General features: G+C 73.8%; 14 protein-coding genes. 3 read left to right on the forward strand and 11 right to left on the reverse strand.

Annotation, left to right across the window (positions count from 1 at the left end; genetic code table 11):
• Positions 1-139: 139 nt before the first annotated feature.
• From ACIGW4_RS27965 to ACIGW4_RS27985, 5 genes are all read right to left on the reverse strand, one after another.
• Positions 140-1,027 (reverse strand): FadR/GntR family transcriptional regulator, encoded by an 888-nt coding sequence (locus ACIGW4_RS27965; protein ID WP_123455778.1) that lies wholly within the window; start codon positions 1,025-1,027, stop codon positions 140-142.
• 160 nt (positions 1,028-1,187) lie between these two features.
• Complete coding sequence (locus tag ACIGW4_RS27970) at positions 1,188-2,999, reverse strand: ATP-binding cassette domain-containing protein (protein WP_399583458.1); 1,812 nt, start codon at positions 2,997-2,999, stop codon at positions 1,188-1,190.
• 122 nt (positions 3,000-3,121) lie between these two features.
• Positions 3,122-3,886: an NUDIX domain-containing protein gene (locus tag ACIGW4_RS27975; protein ID WP_359588521.1), complete on the reverse strand. Its 765-nt coding sequence runs from the start codon at positions 3,884-3,886 to the stop codon at positions 3,122-3,124.
• Positions 3,887-3,995: 109 nt separating this feature from the next.
• Positions 3,996-6,080 carry a glycogen debranching N-terminal domain-containing protein gene (locus ACIGW4_RS27980; RefSeq protein WP_399583461.1) on the reverse strand — a complete coding sequence of 695 codons (2,085 nt, stop codon included), beginning with the start codon at positions 6,078-6,080 and terminating at the stop codon, positions 3,996-3,998.
• Between the two features lie 115 nt (positions 6,081-6,195).
• Complete coding sequence (locus ACIGW4_RS27985) at positions 6,196-7,656, reverse strand: DUF4192 domain-containing protein (RefSeq protein WP_399583464.1); 1,461 nt, start codon at positions 7,654-7,656, stop codon at positions 6,196-6,198.
• A 142-nt stretch (positions 7,657-7,798) separates the two neighbouring features.
• Here ACIGW4_RS27985 and ACIGW4_RS27990 point away from each other — a divergent pair, with 142 nt between their 5' ends.
• Positions 7,799-9,982, forward strand: a complete 2,184-nt coding sequence (locus tag ACIGW4_RS27990; RefSeq protein WP_399583466.1) for a RecQ family ATP-dependent DNA helicase — start codon at positions 7,799-7,801, stop codon at positions 9,980-9,982.
• Between the two features lie 231 nt (positions 9,983-10,213).
• Entirely contained in the window at positions 10,214-10,843 is a 630-nt protein-coding gene (locus ACIGW4_RS27995) for a hypothetical protein (RefSeq protein WP_123455772.1), read from the forward strand.
• Positions 10,844-10,993: 150 nt separating this feature from the next.
• Here ACIGW4_RS27995 and ACIGW4_RS28000 read toward each other — a convergent pair whose 3' ends face one another.
• From ACIGW4_RS28000 to ACIGW4_RS28010, 3 genes are all read right to left on the reverse strand, one after another.
• Positions 10,994-11,620: a hypothetical protein gene (locus ACIGW4_RS28000; RefSeq protein ID WP_359588526.1), complete on the reverse strand. Its 627-nt coding sequence runs from the start codon at positions 11,618-11,620 to the stop codon at positions 10,994-10,996.
• A gap of 107 nt (positions 11,621-11,727) precedes the next feature.
• Positions 11,728-12,438 carry a ribonuclease HII gene (locus ACIGW4_RS28005; protein WP_399583470.1) on the reverse strand — a complete coding sequence of 237 codons (711 nt, stop codon included), beginning with the start codon at positions 12,436-12,438 and terminating at the stop codon, positions 11,728-11,730.
• Positions 12,439-12,555: 117 nt separating this feature from the next.
• The gene (locus ACIGW4_RS28010) at positions 12,556-13,173 is read right to left on the reverse strand and encodes a TetR/AcrR family transcriptional regulator (RefSeq protein ID WP_359588529.1); all 618 of its coding nucleotides are present in this window, start codon (positions 13,171-13,173) and stop codon (positions 12,556-12,558) included.
• A gap of 133 nt (positions 13,174-13,306) precedes the next feature.
• Between ACIGW4_RS28010 and ACIGW4_RS28015 the strand changes: the two genes are divergently transcribed.
• Positions 13,307-14,860 (forward strand): MFS transporter, encoded by a 1,554-nt coding sequence (locus ACIGW4_RS28015; RefSeq protein WP_398712268.1) that lies wholly within the window; start codon positions 13,307-13,309, stop codon positions 14,858-14,860.
• 201 nt (positions 14,861-15,061) lie between these two features.
• Here the strand turns inward: ACIGW4_RS28015 and ACIGW4_RS28020 are convergent, their stop codons facing one another.
• From ACIGW4_RS28020 to ACIGW4_RS28030, 3 genes are all read right to left on the reverse strand, one after another.
• On the reverse strand, positions 15,062-15,970 hold the full coding sequence (locus tag ACIGW4_RS28020; protein WP_123455767.1) for an ADP-ribosylglycohydrolase family protein: 909 nt from the start codon (positions 15,968-15,970) through the stop codon (positions 15,062-15,064).
• 12 nt (positions 15,971-15,982) lie between these two features.
• The gene (locus ACIGW4_RS28025; RefSeq protein WP_123455766.1) at positions 15,983-16,642 is read right to left on the reverse strand and encodes a histidine phosphatase family protein; all 660 of its coding nucleotides are present in this window, start codon (positions 16,640-16,642) and stop codon (positions 15,983-15,985) included.
• A 92-nt stretch (positions 16,643-16,734) separates the two neighbouring features.
• Complete coding sequence (locus ACIGW4_RS28030; protein WP_398712239.1) at positions 16,735-17,340, reverse strand: YdbC family protein; 606 nt, start codon at positions 17,338-17,340, stop codon at positions 16,735-16,737.
• Positions 17,341-17,348: the final 8 nt, after the last annotated feature.

Consider the following 17,348-nt stretch of genomic DNA (forward strand, 5'->3'; position numbering starts at 1 on the left):
TAGAGCGGGCGATCTCAACACATTCGCCCCGCCGGAACCCGGGCGCCGCCCGGAGGGACCCTGCCGGGCCACGGGCGGCGCCCGGAACCCGGCGGCACACGGTGCGCGCGCCTCCGCGCTCCCGGCCACGGCCCGCGGGTCAGTGTTCGCGAGGGGCGGGGACGACGCGCTCCACCTCGGGGTGGACCGTGAGCAGCTGCCGCATGGCGCTCTCGGCCCCGTGGGCGTCTCCGGTGGCGAGCGCGTCGACGATCCGGGCGTGGTGGGCCAGGCAGGCCTCGCTCGGCCGGTCGCAGCCGGTGGCGGGGCCGCCGGAGACCTGGAGGGCGGCGGCGACGATGCCGGAGAGGTGCTCCAGCATCCGGTTCCCGGCCAGCTGGATCAGGAGGGAGTGGAACTCCGCGTCGGCCCGCGAGAAGGTGATGCCGTCGCCCTGGGTGAACGCGTGCCCCATGATCTCGACCATGTCGGCGAGCCGCTGCTGCACGTCCTCGCGGCCGTGCCCCGCGGCCAGGCGGGCGGCCAGGGGCTCGATCGTCCACCGCAGCTCGTTCAGCTCACGGCGCTGGTCGTCGCGCTGCGGGCCGAAGGCGCGCCATTCGATGATGTCGGGGTCGAGGAGGTTCCAGTCGCTCACGGGCCTGACCCGCGTACCGACGTTCGGGCGGGCGCTGACGAGCCCCTTCGCCTCCAGCACCCGCAGGGACTCCCGCACGACGGTGCGCGAGACCTCGAACCGCTGGCCGATCTCCTCGGGGACGAGCGGGCGGTCGGCCCCGAGATCGCCGGAGACGATCATCTGGCCGAGCTGCTGGACGAGCTGTCCGTGCAGTCCGCGGCCCCGGTTGCCGGCGGGCCGGCGGCCGACGCGACCCAGGTCGGTGTCCACTCCCTCCCAGGAGGGCGGGCCCACGCGGCCGGCGGCGGGCGCCTCCGGGTAGGGGTAGCGGTCGAGATCGCCCGGGGCGCCGAGGCCGGAGTCGACGGGGCGGGCGGCGGTCATCATGGTGTGCGCAAGGGTACTCACGCATCCTTTGTCGGCGTTGCCTCCGTGACCCTTGAGGTCTTTGGTGAAAAGCACACGAAAGGGTGATCGGCACCCGCTACACAATTGACGATTAATTGGACATTTGGCGCATATTCCAAGGTAGTTGACGGGGAACCGGAGCCTTTCGGTCAACACATGATCACCAACGGGCCTTACGGCGAAGGCCGGTGAACACATAGGCGCAGAGCAACCCTGTCAACGTCAACGAGAGCGCCACCCCCGCGGGCTGACCGAGCACCCGCAGCACCCCCGCGAGCCAGCGGTCCAGGGCCGGCGACCACTGCGGGCCCGCGAACTCGCGCAGCCGCGCCGGAAGTCCGGCCGCCGATCGCACCGACGGCCCCGTCAGTACCTTCTGCAACAGCGGAACGAAGGCGACGGGCACCGCGAGCACCGCCGCCACTCCGGCCGCGGCGGCCCGGAACACCCCGGCGCCGAGCACCCCCGCCCACGCACAGCCGACGACCAGGCCCAGCCAACTCGAGCAGAGGATCGGCCAGTTCCGCGGTACGGGGATCAACTCGGTGCCGTAGACGAACCGCAGCACCTCCAGGTCGATCCCCACGACGAGCGCCCCCAGCGCCAGGGCGACGCCCGCGGCCACGGCGAGCTTGGCGAGCAGCAGACCCGGCCTGCGGGGGACGGTTCCGCGCCCCGTGGTGAGTGCGGGATAGCGGTACTCCTCGCCGAAGGAGAAGGCCCCGAGCAGCCCGGCCCCGAGGGCCACGGGCGGCAGCGGGGAGATCGGGGGCCAGCCGGCGAGCACGGCGGGCAGCCCCGTTCGACCGCCGCGACCGAGGAGGAGGGCGAGCGTCACGGAGACGAACAGGACGGCGGCCACGACGAGCGGGGTGGAGGGCACGCCCAGCAGGCGGTGGAGCTCGTACCGCAGCGGGCGCAGGGGCGACCGGGCGGGGCGCCGCGAGGCGCCTCGCCGTCCCTTCCGGGCCTCCCGCCCCGTGGCCACGGACGGCTGCCCGGCGCCCGCCGACGCGGCGGCACGGTTTTCGGCGCCCTCCGGCTCCTCGTCTTCCCGCGCGGTTCGCACCCGTCCGGCGACGCCGCCGCGACCGGCACCGCCGTCGCCTCCCCTCTCGTCGGCGAGCCGGTGGATCGGTACGCCGTGCCGGAAGGCGGTGTCGCCGACGGCCGCGCAGTCGCTCCCGTAGACGGAGAGGCGATTGCCGTCCTCGGCGACCACCTCGACGGGGCGGCGGGCGGCTCTGGCCTCCTGGGTGACGGCCGCGGCCAGGCGCGCGGCGTGCGGGGTCCGGACGACGACCCGGGGACGCAGGCGGGTGCGGGCGAACTCGACGGCGTCCTGGTCAGCGACGAGCCGGCCGCCGTCGAGGGTGACGACGCGGTCGGCGTTGCCGGCCGCGTCCTTGGGGTCCTCCGTGGTGTACAGCACGGTTCCCCCCTCGGCGGCATGCGCGCGCAGCAGCTCGTGGAGCCACGCGCTCTCGGGTACGGAGAGGCCCGCGGCAGGCTCGTCGAGCAGCAGGGTGTGAGGGGCTCCCAACAGGGCCGCGGCGAGCCCGAGTCGACGGTCCGCGCCGATCGGGAGGGTGCCGATCCGTCGACGTTCCAGACCGGCGAGGCCCACGGTCCGCACCAGTTCATCGGCTCGTGCGGCGGGAACTCCCGTGGCGGCGCAGAGCATCCGCAGCTGTCCCCGGAGGGTGCGGGACGGGTGTCCGGGGACGTCGCCGAGGAGTACGCCGACCTCACGGGGCGGATGGGCGATGCGGTGCAGCGGCCGACCCCGGAAGTAGGTGATCCCACGGCCCGGCTCGAGTTCGAGCATGAGCCGGAGGGCGGTGGTCTTGCCGGCTCCCCGGGGGCCGAGGAGGGCGGTCACGGCACCCGGCCGGGCCTCGAAGGTCAGATCGTCCACGGCGGGCGGGCGATCGCGGCGGGGAGTGCTGGTCAGTCCGATTGCCTGGAGCATCGCTTCTCTCGCGGTAGGTGACACCGCTCCGCGGCAGGGCGGCGCTACCGCAGCAAGATAACGCTACATTTCGGACTTTCCGCGCAGGTTGGGCGCCCCAGGGCGCCGGATGCGTACGGCTCTCAGACCTCGGGGCGCAGCATCGGCGGGTTGAGAAGAGTGGCCCCACCTGCCCGGAAGAGCTGCGCGGGGCGCCCTCCCTGACGCGTCGTGGTGCCTCCGGCCGGGACCAGGAAGCCGGGCGTGCCGGTCACCTTGCGGTGGAAGTTGCGCGGGTCGAGGGACACGCCCCAGACCGCCTCGTAGACGCGGCGAAGCTCTCCGACCGTGAACTCGGGCGGGCAGAAGGCCGTGGCCAGGGAGGAGTACTCGATCTTGGAGCGGGCGCGCTCCACCCCGTCCGCGAGGATCCGGGCGTGATCGAAGGCGAGCGCCCCCGGCCCTCCTTCCCCGGCGGCCTCGTCCTCGCCGAGGAGCTCCTCGACCGGGGCCCAACGGGCACTGTTCGCGTCGCCGCCCGCGCGCGGGGCGGGAAGGTCCGGTGCCAGCGCCAGGTGCGCGACGCTGACCACCCGCATGCGCGGATCGCGGTCGGGCGCCCCGTACGTCGCCAGCTGCTCCAGGTGCGCGCCGTTGCTCGGCACGGGCGGCGGGGCGGCGGGATCGTGGGCGCAGAGGCCGGTCTCCTCGACCAGCTCGCGCGCCGCCGCGGCCCCGAGGTCCTCCTCGGCCCGCACGAAACCACCGGGCAGCGCCCAACGCCCCTGGTACGGCGCCTCTCCCCGCCGTACGACCAGGGTGCAGAGCGCGTGGCGCCGCACGGTGAGCACGACCAGGTCGACGGTCACGGCGAAGGGAGGAAAGGCCGACGGGTCGTAGGGAGGCATGCCGCGATCATAGTCGTCTTCCTGACGATAAACACGCCTCGCCAAAGCATCGGCTGCGGCTTCCCCATCGTGCCGCGAGGCTTCCCGCGTCTCTGCTCCCGGCATCCCGTCACACCCCCAGTTGAAGTCCCTCGGCGGCCTCCTCGACCATACCGAGCCCCAGCCTGCCGACCCGCACGGCGAAGGCTTCGCCGGCCACCACGAGCCCCGACAGTCTGATCGCGCCGAGGGGGGCCGAGGCCAGTGGGTGCACCGACACGGACCGGCCCGGCGCGTCAGGTCTGATGCCCGCGAGGGCGAGGAGCGCCTGGACCGCTCCGGCGGCCGCCACGGCCGCCGGCCGGCACGCCGCCGGGTGAGGCACCGGGCGCCCACCGGTCGTCCGCTGCTCCCCCGCGTACATCTCCGGGAGCCGGTGGGCGAAGGCCTCCGCCGCGTCGAGCAGCCCCCGCAGGAGGGAAGCGGCCTCCTTCTCGTGACCTGTGGCGGCGAGTCCGGCCACGGCGACCGCCGTCTCGTGCACCCTGACCGCTCCGGCCCGGTGGCCGAAGGGGTTGTGGCCCGGTTCCTTGGTCCCGAGACTCCGCAGCCCCCAGCCGGAGTCGAGTGCCGGGGCACCGAGCAGCCTGGCCACCTGCTCCGTCTCCGCCCGGTCCAGGAGCCCCGGCGCGTACCGGCCGCCGCCCAGCAGTCCGGTGTCGAGCAGGTGCGCGGCCCATCCGCCCAGCTGGGGCCAGGTCCGGCCGTCCCGCGCCCGGGCGACGGCGGGGCGGCCGCCCGCCGGGTCGTCGAGCCAGAACTCGCGTCGGAACCGCTCGCGCAGGGTCCGCGCCCCGTCGCGCAGGGCGTCTCCGCCGGGCCGCCCGCAGTCGTCGAGGAGATCGGCACCGAGCAGGGCTGCGCGGTGGGCGTGCGCCTGGGTCTCGGCCCGCCAGGGTCCGGCGGGCCCCGGGTCCGGCACGAACCCGTTCCGGTCGGCGGTACGGCGGAGCCAGTGGAGGCAGCGCTCCGCCACGGGAAGCAGCTCCTCCAGGTCGGCGGACGGGAGTCCCCAGCGGCGCGCCTCGGCGAGCACGGTCGGAAAGGCGAGGGTGGCTTCGACGCCCGTGCAGCGGGGCGGGAGGTGCGGGCCGGCGTCCCTGAGGGGGCCCTGGAGGCGACCGGACTCCGCTCCGTCGCCAGGGAGTTGGGTGCGCCCGAGGGCACGCAGGGTGGTGGCGGCGAGCCGGGTGCCGAGCGGCAGGGCCATGCGGGCCGCCCAGAGCGCCTCGGAGGTGACCGGTCCGCAGCGCCAGGGGGCGCCGGCCGCGAGGTACACGTCCGCGGGGTGGGCGGGGTCGCGCTGGAGCAGGGCGCGCAGGTCGTCGACGGAGGCGCGGAGCAGTTCTCCCGCCCTCGGGTCGTCGCCCTCGGCCCGGGCCTCGGCCAGGAGGTGGCCACCGGGCCGTCCGGAGCCCGCCCCCGGGGAGGCGGCGGGGCGGGCGGCCGACTCCCCTCGTACCCGCAGGCGGAGCGTGAACGTCGCTCCCGGCGCCAGTTCGGCCTCCCAGCGCAGGACTCCCGCCGCCGCCAGGGAGTCCATGGGCGGCGGATCCGCCGTGACGGCGACGGATCGGCCGTCGCCGGTCCATCGCAGTCCGGTGCCGTGGACGCTCGCGGCGAGTTCCGGGCCGGTTCTCCTGGACGCCACCGAGCCCAGGTCCGCGAGATCCGTGCCCAGAGCGACTTCCACGGGGAGCCGGAGGGGCCGGGTCGCGGCGCTGCGCAGGGTGATCCGCTCGGTTCCGTCGGCGCTCCGGACTCGTTCGACGGTGAGGGCGGGGTCGGGGCCGGTGTCGCCGGGGACGCGCAGGGCCCCGAGGAACACCGCCCGGTCGGAGGCCGCCATGCGGCCCTGGAGCGCGACGGGTTCACGCCCCGCCACCCGTAGGACGCAGCGGGACAGAAGACGTCGCCCCGCCTCGTAGACCCCCTCGGGTCCTTCGCCGGTGAGCTGCCCGTGCTCCGCGCAGACGGCGAGGGCGGGCAGGGCCACGCAGAGGAGCGCACCGTGCACGGAGGGAAGTTCCGCGGGACGCGTGGCGCGCGGGAACGCGATGCCGGCGCCTGACGTGTGTCCGGAGGCGTGTCCGGGCGACTGGCTGGTGGGCGGTCCGGCGGGGTGGCCGGGGGCCGGAACGGGGCTGGGAGCCATGGCGGGTACGGAGTGCTCTCTGTGCGGACCGGGCGGCCGGCAGGCTGTCGGCGGGACGGTTCGTGCGACGCCGCCAGAGAGGTGAACGCGCTCGCGGGTGGCCGGGTCACGGTCGTCATCGGCCGCTCCTGGAGCCGCGCTGCCCGCCGTGCCGTGGGGTCCCGCTCCCCGGCCTCCCCGTGGCGGGCCCGCCGGGGCGGACACCGGCCGTCGCCCTGCGCCCGGTCCCATCGGCGGGCCGGCCCGGCTTCTTGAGGGTCAGCGGGGTGCCCGGCCTACGGGTGGCCCGCATCCGAACCCGCCGGGAGGGCGCCGGGGTCTTCTGCTCCGAGGCGGCCCTGGCGTCCCGCTCGCTGCGCAGACAGGACCGGAGCGATTCGGGGTTCAGCCCTTCGTTGCACGCCTGGTGCAGCAGGCGTGCGAAGACGTACTCGGGGTCGGCGTCGAGGGCGAGCCCCAGGGCGACCCGGGCGGACGGCTCGTCGCCCGTGGACCAGGCCGTCCAGCCGGCGAGGGTGAGGGGCGCGGCGGCGTGCTCCTGGTAGGGCGTGACACAGCGCCGGGCCAGGACGCGCCAGAGCCGCAGGGCGGCTGTCCCCTCCCAGCCCTCCATCCACTCGGCGGCACGGTCCCGGGTGACCCGGTCCTGGAGGCCGATGACCAGAGCCGCCGCCTCGTCGGTCGTGACCAGGGCGTCGTCGGCCGCGTCGTCCGCGGCCGTGGTCGTGGCGCCGGCGGCTCGCCCCGGCACGAGCGGCCGCACCGGGCGCGCCGTGCTCGGCGCACCCACCGCACCGTGCCGGACCCCGGGGCCGCTCGGGGTCTTCGGGCTCTTCGGGTTCACGAACCGGCGGAGGACCTCGCGGGCGAGACGCAGCGTGGCTTCGCGCACCTCTTCCCGCCCCTGTGCTTCGGCGCCTTCGAGGATCCGGGGCACGATCGAGGCGGCGGCCGCGTCGAGGGCGGCCCGCTGCTCCTCGTCCCCGGGCCCGCCGCGGGGCTTCAGCCGGGCCTCCATGTCCCGCAGGGAGCCCCGCACCTGCACTCCGGCGTACGTCGCGGCCGCCGCCATCACCGAGGTGCCGCTGAGCGCGAGCGGGGTGCCGTCTGGCGGGCAGCAGCGCTGGTCGGGACAGCAGTACGAGAAGTAGAGCCCGTCGGTGATGCAGAGGGCCTCGTAGACGGGGATGTCGAGGGCGCCGCAGGCGGTCCGCAGTCGCTGCGCGAACGGCCGCAGCCGCTCCATGACCCTGCGGCCCGTCTCGCCGGGTCCGGGATCCTGGCACAGGAAGACGACGATGCCGTCCGGCCGGGAGCCGGTTCGGGCGCCTCCCTCGACGAGACACTCGGCGAGGTGGTCGGCGGTGGACGCCCACTCCCGGGGCGAGCGCGGGATTCCGAGCCTGACCCGGCCCCCGAAGCGGCCGTGCTCGCCGTGGAGGGCGACCAGGACGACGGAGTCGGTGGGATGGAAGCCCAGCACGAACGGCAGGGCGTCGGCCAGTTCCGCCGGGCCGCGCAGGGTGATCTGCTGGGTACGGGAGGGTCCACTGGTTTCGTGGTGATTCGCGTTCATGGTCAGGACGGTCTCGTGATCTCCCGAAATCCGAAACCCCTGTGGATAACTCCCGGAACGGGGCATCCGCCGACCCGTCGAGTTGTCCACAGGTTCGGGGGCTCATTCGCGCGATGTCCGAGGCATCGGGTTGCATGGAGGCATGACCCAAGCAGCCCCGCTGGAAGACCGCGCCGCCCTCCGAGCCGCCGCCGATGCCGTGCTCGCCCGTCTCGTCGCCGACCCGACCGGCAGGGCCAGACTGCGCGAGGACCAGTGGCGGGCGATCGAGGCACTCGTCGCCGACCGACGCCGGGCCCTGGTGGTGCAGCGGACCGGGTGGGGCAAGTCGGCCGTGTACTTCGTCGCGACCTCGCTGCTCCGCGAGCGCGGCAGCGGCCCTACCGTGATCGTCTCCCCGCTGCTCGCGCTGATGCGCAACCAGGTGGAGGCGGCCGCCCGGGCGGGCATCCGAGCCCGGACGATCAACTCGTCCAACACCGAGGAGTGGGAGACGGTCCAGGAGGAAGTGGCCGCCGGTGAGGTGGATGTGCTCCTGGTGAGCCCGGAGCGGCTCAACAATCCCGACTTCCGCGACCAGGTGCTGCCCCGGCTGGCCGCCGCCACCGGGCTGCTCGTGGTGGACGAGGCGCACTGCATCTCGGACTGGGGCCACGACTTCCGGCCGGACTACCGCCGGCTGCGGACGATGCTGGCGGACCTGCCCGCCGGTGTCCCGGTCCTGGCCACGACGGCGACGGCGAACGCGCGGGTGACGGCGGACGTGGCCGAGCAGCTCGGCACGGGGGCGGGCACGGACGCCCTCGTCCTGCGCGGGCCGCTCGACCGGGAGAGCCTGAGTCTGGGCGTGGTCCGGCTGCCGGACGCGGCGCACCGGCTGGCCTGGCTCGCCGACCACCTCGGCGAGCTGCCCGGCTCCGGCATCATCTACACGCTGACGGTCGCCGCGGCCGACGAGGTCACCGCCTACCTGCGCCAGTGCGGGCACACCGTGTCCTCCTACACCGGCCGGACGGAGAACGCCGACCGGCAGCAGGCGGAGGACGACCTCCAGGCCAACCGGGTCAAGGCGCTCGTGGCGACCTCGGCCCTCGGGATGGGGTTCGACAAGCCGGACCTGGGCTTCGTGGTGCACCTCGGGTCGCCGTCCTCCCCCATCGCGTACTACCAGCAGGTCGGCCGGGCCGGGCGAGGGGTGGAGCACGCGGAGGTGCTGCTGCTGCCCGGGCAGGAGGACGAGGCGATCTGGCGCTACTTCGCCTCGGTGGCCTTTCCGCCCGAGGAGCAGGTGCGCCGCACGATCGACGTGCTCGCGCAGGCGGGTCGCCCCATGTCCCTGCCCGCCCTGGAGCCGCTGGTCGAGCTGCGCAGGACCCGGCTGGAGACCATGCTCAAGGTCCTGGACGTGGACGGCGCGGTGCGCCGGGTGAAGGGTGGCTGGGAGAGCACCGGGCAGCCCTGGGTGTACGACACCGAGCGGTACGCCTGGGTGGCGCGACAGCGGGCGTCCGAGCAGCAGGCGATGCGCGACTACGCGGCGACCGCCGGATGCCGGATGGAGTTCCTGCGGCGCCAGTTGGACGACGAGGAGGCCGCTCCGTGCGGCCGCTGCGACAACTGTGCGGGGAGCCGGTTCGACCCGAAGGTGTCCGAGGCGGCGCTGGACGCGGCCAAGGGCGAGCTGGGGCGGCCGGGTGTGGAGGTCGAGCCACGGAAGATGTGGCCCACCGGGCTCGCCGCGGTCGGGGTCGACCTGAAGGGCCGTATCCCGCCCGGGGAGCAGTCCTTCGGCGGCCGGGCCCTGGGGCGGCTCTCGGACATCGGCTGGGGCAACCGGCTGCGTCCGCTGCTGGCCGACGGCACACCGGACGGGCCCGTACCGGACGATGTCGTGCAGGCGGTGGTGCACGTGCTGGCGGACTGGGCCAAGGGACCCGGCGGATGGGCCTCCGGCGCCCCGGACGCGCCTGCCCGGCCCGCCGGTGTGGTCACGGTCGCTTCGCACCGCAAGCCGCGTCTGGTGGGTTCGCTCGGGCAGCGGATCTCCGAGATCGGCAGGATGCCCCTGCTCGGCATGGTGGAGTACGCGCCGGAGGCGGAGGAGCTCCGGCTCTCGCGGACCAACAGCGCCCAGCGGGTCGTCGGCCTGCAGCGGATGCTGACGGTCCCTCCGGAGCTGGCCGGGCGGCTGGCCGGCGCCGGCGGGCCGGTTCTGCTGGTGGACGATCTCTCCGACACCGGCTGGACGTTGGCGGTGGCGGCGCGGCTGCTGCGGCGGGCCGGAGCGGAAGGGGTGTTTCCGCTGGTGCTCGCCGTCCAGGGGTGAAACAGGAGGGGGAACGGGGAGTGAACAATGGGCAACTGGGCAGGGATATGAGTGGCATACCGACCCATTCCCGTCAGCGGCCTCAATTGCTCGTTGCCGCTCGCGCACGGGCCAGCAAGAATTGGGAAACCGCCCCACACGGCCCGTCAGCGGTCCGGAAGGACTGTGCCGTGGTGCGCCCTCACCCGACTTTGCCCGCCGCCCAGCGGGCGCGTATCCGAAGGGAGGACCGTGACCCTCGGATTCGCTCCGCCCACAGCCGCCTCGCTCAGATCGTCGTCCGAGTCCGCCAGCCGCCTCGCCCGGATACTCGAACCCTCCGAGTGGGCGGCGGCGGGAATCCCCCTGCTGCGCAACCCTCGTGAGGTGGTCAGCGGCCTCCACTCGCGGCACGCGCCCACGCCCTCGACGGCGGTCCTCGCCGTCCTGGACCACGAGGAGCGGCTCGCCGCCAGCGCCTCGTTCGTCCGGCGCCCCGTGGCGGCGGACGGCTGGGAGTTCCGCAACGCGCTCCTCGCGCATCTGCGGCGGGTCATCCCCCACGACCTCCGCAGACGCGCGCCGGTGCGGACCGCGGTCCTGCTGTACTGCCGCGAGGGCGACGAGCGCTGGACGGAGGAGGACGGAGCCTGGATGTGGGGGCTTCGGGACGCCTGCACGTTGCACGGCCTCCGCTGCGGTGCGTACATCACGCTGACCGGAGCGGGCTGGCAGGTGCTCGGCGAGGGCCGGGGAGGCCGTCGGCCCAGCTCCGACTCGCTCCCCCTGCCACTGGGTGACGGACCGGCCGAACTCGACCGGCTCGCACCGAGGACCGCGAGCGGCGCGACCGAACCCCTGCGCCGGGCCGCCGCACGCTGACCACGCGACCGGACCCCTGCGCCGGGCCGCCGCACGCCGTCCACGAGAGCAGCGCGAGCGGCGCGACCGCGCAAGCGGCGCCGGGCTCTCTCCGCGGTCCCACCGGGCCCCCGCCGGTCCCGATGGGGCCCGGCGGAGGAGCGCGGTCGGTCAGACGCCGGCGCCGAGGAGCGCCGTGATGCGCTGCGGGTCACCGCAGACGACGAGCAGCGCGCCCGCGCGGGCCATCGCCGCCGGAAGGGCCCGGGCGGCCGTCCCCTCGTCTCCGCCGTTGACGGCGACGATCACCACGGGACGGGCGGCGGCCCGCTCCACGGCGGAGGCGTCCGCGAAGAACACGTCGTCGGCGCTGTCCTGTTGGGCCCAGTAGGCGGCTTCGCCGAAGGACAGCTCGTGAGCCGCCCACGGGTGCGGGTCGCCGGTGGTGAGCACCAGGATCTCGCCGGGTGCCCGTCCGCTCTCCAGGAGCAGGTCCAGGGCCTCCTCGGCGGCGTCGAGCGCGCCGTCGACCGGGGCCGGGATCAGCTGGAGCTGCGGGGTGGATCGCTGGTCGGAACGATTTTCCGGGCCCTTGGCCGGAGGCTGCCCGGCGCCGGGGCGCGGTGCCGGCGCGGCGGGCCCGGCCGGACCGGGAACGGGGCGTCCGGGGCGCGGAGAGGCCGCGGAACGCGGGCCGGGTACGGGACGGGGGGTCGACGCGGGGCGGCCGGCGGCCGTGGTGGCGCGGGGACCCTGGGCGCTCTCGTGAATCTGAGGCTCCTCGGGGATGAGAGGCATGAATGGATGTCTATCAAACGCCGCTGCGCGAAGCACCGGCGGGTGGGCACACATGTGCACCCCGGCCACGTGGGCGACCCTTGGGCAGGGCCTCCGTGACCGGAAGTTCAGAAGTCGAAGCCGAGTTGGCCCCCGCTCTCCAGCGCGGCCGCCTCGGTGGAGAGGCGGACCTTCTTGAGGTGGCGCCACTGGGGCAGCGCGTCCAGGTAGGACCAGGAGAGACGGTGGTGGGGAGTGGGCCCCAGCTCTTCGAGTGCCGCCCTGTGGACCGGCGAGGGGTAGCCTGCGTTGGCACCGAAGGCGTACGCCGCATACGGGCCGCCCTCGGGCGCCAGCTCCGCCATGAGGGCGTCGCGCCGGACCTTCGCGATGACGGAGGCGGCGGCGACGGCGATGCAGGACTGGTCGCCCTTGATCACCGTGCGGACCCGCCAGGGGCTGCCGAGGTAGTCGTGCTTGCCATCCAGGATCACCGCGTCGGGCCGCACCGGAAGGCCTTCGAGGGCCCGGACGGCCGCGAGCCGCAGCGCCGCGGTCATCCCGAGTTCGTCGATCTCCTGCGGAGAGGCGTCACCGAGCGCGTACGCGGTGACCCACCCCTCCAGCTCCACGGCCAGCGCGTCGCGGCGCTTGGGGGTGAGCAGCTTCGAGTCGGTGAGCCCCTCGGGGGGCCGGCGAAGGCCGGTGACGGCCGCGCACACCGTGACGGGGCCGGCCCACGCTCCGCGTCCGACCTCGTCGACCCCGGCGACGATCTTGGCGCCGGTGGTGGCTCGGAGCGACCGCTCGACAGTGTGGGTGGGAGGTTCGTACGGCATGGCGCCAGACAGGTTACGCCGCCTGACGTCACCTGCGATACCCGGATTCGCCGCAGACGCCCGAAGGCGCCCGTCCTGCTCCGCCCCGAAGCCCGCCCGCACCACGTCCCGAAGGCCTCAGGCGCGCAGGAGGGGCACCATGATCCGGTCGATCGCCTCGGCGATCTCGCTGTCCGGCCATTCGCTTCCGTACACCTTGGAGCGGTACATCATCATGGCCGGGATCACATCGAGGACGAGGTCGTCGATCGCGTCGTGCCGCACCTCCCCGCGCGCGATTCCACGCCGCAGTACATCCCGGAAGCGAAGTTTCCAGGGCTGGATCACGCCCGTCTCGATCAGCCCGTGGAAGCGTTCGGCGGACTCGGCGTCGCATTCGTGAACCACTGCGCGCAGGGCGAAGCCGGGCTTGGAGTACATCACGTTCCGGACCTGGAGACACAGCTCGTAGAGGTCCTGACGCACACGGCCGGTGTCCGGGGCCTCACCGAGGGTGGGCAGTCCGGCCTGGAGGGCGTCCGCGACGAGGTCTTCCTTCGACGGCCACCGCCGGTACACCGCCGCTTTGCCAGTCTGCGCGCCGACCGCGACACCCTCCATCGTGAGGCCGCTCCAGCCGACGCTGCCCAACTGGTCGAGCGCGGCCTCCAGAATCGCCCTCTCGAGCACGGGTCCGCGGCGCCGCAGCGCCGCCCCCTCCGGCCGAGCGGCGGCCGTGGAGCGCGAAGTAACCATCAGGATCTCTCCGTTGACGCGATTCGATTCGTCGGCAGTACTCAGTGAACGGTTGCGTTCACTGAGGGGGACTCACTACCGTGGCGAACAGTGAACGGGGGCGTTCACTATTTCTTCCGTGGGGGATTCCATAGTGACAACTTCTCCGGTGGACACGCAGATCAAGGACGCGCCGGCCCGCACCGGAGGTCGGCCGGGCATCGCCTTGACCGTCATCGCCGCCTGCCAGCTGATGGTCGTCCTCGACGCCACCATCGTGAACATCGCGCTGCCGCACATCCAGGACGCGCTCTCCTTCTCGACCACCGATCTGTCGTGGGTGCTCAGCGCCTACACGCTCACCTTCGGCGGCCTCCTGCTCCTCGGCGGCCGCGCCGGCGACATCCTGGGCCGCCGCCGGGTGTTCATGGCCGGCATCCTGCTCTTCACGTTCGCCTCGCTGCTCGGCGGCTTCGCCCAGGAGCCGTGGCAACTGCTCGCGGCACGGGCCCTGCAGGGCGTGGGCGGTGCGATCGCCTCGCCGACCTCGCTCGCGCTGATCACCACGACCTTCCCCGAAGGGCCGGAGCGCAACCGGGCGTTCGGCGTGTTCGCCGCGGTCTCGGCCGGCGGGGGCGCGATCGGTCTGCTCGCCGGTGGAGCGCTCACCGAATGGCTCGACTGGCGCTGGGTCTTCTTCGTCAACGTGCCGATCGGCCTGCTGATCGCCTTCCTCACCCCGCGCTACATCGCCGAGTCCGAGCGCCACCCGGGCCGGTTCGACATCGCGGGCGCGACGACGTCCACCCTCGGCATGGCCGCACTGGTCTACGGGTTCATCCGGGCTTCCGAGCAGGGGTGGAAGAACGGGCTGACCATCGGCTCCTTCGCCGCGGCCGTGGTCCTGCTCGTGGCGTTCGCCGTGGTGGAGTCGCGGGCCAGGGAACCGATCACGCCGCTGCGCATGTTCGCGGACCGCAACCGTTCGGGCACGTACGTCATCATGCTCAGCCTGTCGGCCGCCATGTTCGGCATGTTCTTCTTCATCGTGCTGTGGGTGCAGAACGTCCTGGGCTACAGCCCGGTCCAGTCCGGACTGGCCTTCCTTCCGGTGACCGTCGCGATCGGCGTCGGCGCGGGGCTCGCCCAGCGGCTCCTGCCGGTCCTCGGGCCCAAGCCGTTCATGGTGACAGGTGCGACGCTCACCGGCGTGGGACTCTCCTGGCTGACGTTCATCTCGTCGGACAGCGGCTACGTCGCCGGGGTGCTCGGTCCGATGGTCGTGTTCGGCTGCGGCATGGGCCTCAACTTCGTGACGCTCACGCTCACGGCCGTCTCCGGAGTGGCCCAGCACGAGGCGGGCGCCGCCTCGGGCCTGCTCAACGCGACCCAGCAGGTCGGCGGCTCGCTCGGCCTCTCCATCCTGGTCACCGTCTTCGGCACGGCCGGCCGCGAGGAGAGCGAGAGGCAGCTGCCGGACTTCCTCGCGCACGCGACGCCCGAGCAGCAGGCGGAGGCGCTGAAGACGAAGGAGCTGCCCGCGCCCTGGGGGCACGAGGTGCTGACCTCCGGCATCTCCTCGGCCTTCACGGCCGCCGTCGGCATGGTGCTGATCGCGCTGGTCACGGCCGTCCTGGTGATCCGGGTCCGCAAGAGCGACCTGGAGGCACTGAGCGGCCGCGCCGAGGCCGCGGGGCCGGTGGCCTGATCACGCGTCGGTGTCCCCCGGTCCCGCTCGGGGCCGGGGGACACCGATCCGTCGCCGACCGTGAGGACACCGACCCGCCACCGGCCGCGGGCCCATCGGCCGGCCTCGGACCGTCAGGCCAGCTGACCGCCTCAGGCAGTCAGGCCGCCTCGGACCATCAGGTCACCCGGCCACCTCAGGCAGCCAAGCCACCCGGTCGCCTCAGGCCTTCCCCTCCGGAACCCACCCCGGAAGGTTCTCGGTCTGGCGCAGCCAGTCCTCCGGCGGCGCGCCGGCCGCGGTGGAGGCGACCACCCCGCCGGCGATGGCGCAGGTCGTGTCGACGTCGCCACCGACCTGCGCGGTCGTCCAGAACACCCGCTCGAAGTCGCCGAGCCCGCGCGCCGCCGACCAGAGAGCGAAGGGGACCGTGTCATGGGCGCTCGTCCGGCGGCCGCTGCCGAGGACCGCGGCGACCGTGCCGGCGTCGCCGTAGTCGAGCATGTCCCGGGCCCTGCGCAGCCCCGCCCCGACCGCGCTGCGCGGCACCAGGGCGATGACCCCGTCGAGCAGCGCCTCGGGCGTGGGCGGTCCGGCCGGGTCGGCGGCGATCGCGGCCGCGGCGGCGACGGCCATGGCGCCCACCACGGCCTCCCGGTGCTGGTGGGTCGTGTAGGCGGAGATCTCGGCCTGGTGCGTCGCCTGCTCGGGGTCGTCGGCGTACCAGGCGCCCAGCGGGGCGATCCGCATCGCGGCGCCGTTGCCCCACGATCCCTGGCCGTTGAAGAGCGCGGCGGCCAGTTCACGCCAGTCGCCGCCCTCGCGGATGAGCCGGAGCATCCGGTTGACGGCGGGACCGTAGCCGCGGTCGAAGTCGTGGTGCTCCGCGAAGGACCGGGCCAGGGCGTCCTGGTCGACGCGGCCGTGGTGGACGAGGACGGCCAGGACGGAGCAGGCCATCTCGGTGTCGTCGGTCCACTGCCAGGGGCCGGCGGGGAGCTCGCGCCGCTTCAGCAGGGGGTAGTGGGAGGGTACGAAGAACTGGGAGCCCAGGGCGTCTCCCACGGACAGCCCGCGCAGGCTGGCCAGGGCGCGGTCGAAGCGCCGGTCGAATGAGGAGTCAGCGGTCATCGGTCTGCCACTCTATCCGGTGGGGCCGTACGGTTCGGGGGTACGCCAGCGTTCGAACGGCCTGTCCAGACGGTACCGGCCGTCCTCTCCGAGCAGGAGCATGCGGGTCTCGGCGTTGCCCGGGTTCGACAGCGACTCGAAGTCCGCGACCGTCCAGTGGAACCAGCGCATGCAGAACAGCCGCATGGTCAGCCCGTGGGTGACGAGCAGGACGTTGGGCGGATGGTCGGGCGCCTCGAAACTGCGGTACAGGCTCTCCAGGAAGGCGCCGACTCGGTCGTAGACGTCGGCACCGGACTCACCCTGGGCGAAGCGGTAGAAGAAGTGGCCGTACGCGTCCCGGTAGGCCTTCTGCAGGCGTACGTCCTCGCGTTCCTGCCAGTTCCCCCAGTCCTGCTCCCGGAGCCTGGGCTCCTCCCGCACCCGGACCTGCTTCGCGGGGAGCCGGAAGGCCCGGAGGGTCTCGTGGGTGCGGCGGTACGGCGAGACGTAGACGCTGACCGGCTCCTCGCCGAAGAGCTCCCGCAGCCGCTCCCCCGTCTCCTCGGCCTGGCGCCGGCCGGTCTCGGTCAGCCTCAGGGCATGGTCGGGCTCGCGTTCGTACACCGTGTCATCGACATTGCCCTCGGACTCTCCGTGTCGTACGAGGACGATGCGCCGCGGTCTTGCCATACCCCGACCCTAGATCGCCGCTCTCCGGCGGGCTCAGCCGAGGTCGCGCCCGGAGTCCATCCGAGGGAGGCGCCCGGGGCGGCGCCGGCGGGTCAGACCGTCCAGGAGGGTTCGAGCTGGACCACGTCTCCGTTCAGCGCCGCCACGTCGGCCGCGGTGCGGGCCCGCAGCCCGAGACGCTCCACGCGTTCGACCCGGTACTTCCCGTGCTCGGCTGCGGACTGCCACAGCGAGAGCACCAGGAACTCGCTGCCGGGCGCTTCGCCGAACAGGCCCCGCAGCATGCCGGGAGACCCGGCCATGGCCGGGTTCCACACCTTCTCCTGCATGAGCGCGAAGTGCTCGGCACGGTCCTCGTGGACCCGGCAGTGCGCCACCCGCGCCACGTCGGCGTCGGCGAACCGCGGCTCGAACCCGGTCTTCACGTCGAAGCGGTGGTCGAAGAGCTTGACCTGGATGTCCTTGAACGTGCCGACCTGCGAGGCCGCCAGGCGGTCGTGCGACCGGGCCATGAACGAGTCGTAGAAGGCCCGGCTCTCCCAGAACGCGAAGATGTGGGCGATGTCCGGGCGACCCCGGCTCCACCCACCGCCCTGTCCCCGGAATCCCGGCTCACCGAGCAGCCCCGCCCATTTCCGCTGCCCCCGCTCGAACCCTCGACGGTCCACCACGGTGCAGCGAATCCACTTGACCAGCACCGCGCCAT

Origin of the sequence: Streptomyces sp. NPDC053513 (assembly GCF_044544765.1) — a bacterium.
Taxonomy (GTDB): domain Bacteria; phylum Actinomycetota; class Actinomycetes; order Streptomycetales; family Streptomycetaceae; genus Streptomyces; species Streptomyces litmocidini.

Excerpts from the sequence above, each read along its gene's own strand:
- ACIGW4_RS27970 (WP_399583458.1), bottom strand. The coding sequence starts at position 2,999 with ATGCTCCAGGCAATCGGACTGACCAGCACTCCCCGCCGCGATCGCCCG.
- ACIGW4_RS27975 (WP_359588521.1), bottom strand. The coding sequence starts at position 3,886 with ATGCCTCCCTACGACCCGTCGGCCTTTCCTCCCTTCGCCGTGACCGTC.
- ACIGW4_RS27980 (WP_399583461.1), bottom strand. The coding sequence starts at position 6,080 with ATGGCTCCCAGCCCCGTTCCGGCCCCCGGCCACCCCGCCGGACCGCCC.
- ACIGW4_RS27985 (WP_399583464.1), bottom strand. The coding sequence starts at position 7,656 with ATGAACGCGAATCACCACGAAACCAGTGGACCCTCCCGTACCCAGCAG.
- ACIGW4_RS27990 (WP_399583466.1), top strand. The coding sequence starts at position 7,799 with ATGACCCAAGCAGCCCCGCTGGAAGACCGCGCCGCCCTCCGAGCCGCC.
- ACIGW4_RS28000 (WP_359588526.1), bottom strand. The coding sequence starts at position 11,620 with ATGCCTCTCATCCCCGAGGAGCCTCAGATTCACGAGAGCGCCCAGGGT.
- ACIGW4_RS28005 (WP_399583470.1), bottom strand. The coding sequence starts at position 12,438 with ATGCCGTACGAACCTCCCACCCACACTGTCGAGCGGTCGCTCCGAGCC.
- ACIGW4_RS28010 (WP_359588529.1), bottom strand. The coding sequence starts at position 13,173 with ATGGTTACTTCGCGCTCCACGGCCGCCGCTCGGCCGGAGGGGGCGGCG.
- ACIGW4_RS28020 (WP_123455767.1), bottom strand. The coding sequence starts at position 15,970 with ATGACCGCTGACTCCTCATTCGACCGGCGCTTCGACCGCGCCCTGGCC.
- ACIGW4_RS28025 (WP_123455766.1), bottom strand. The coding sequence starts at position 16,642 with ATGGCAAGACCGCGGCGCATCGTCCTCGTACGACACGGAGAGTCCGAG.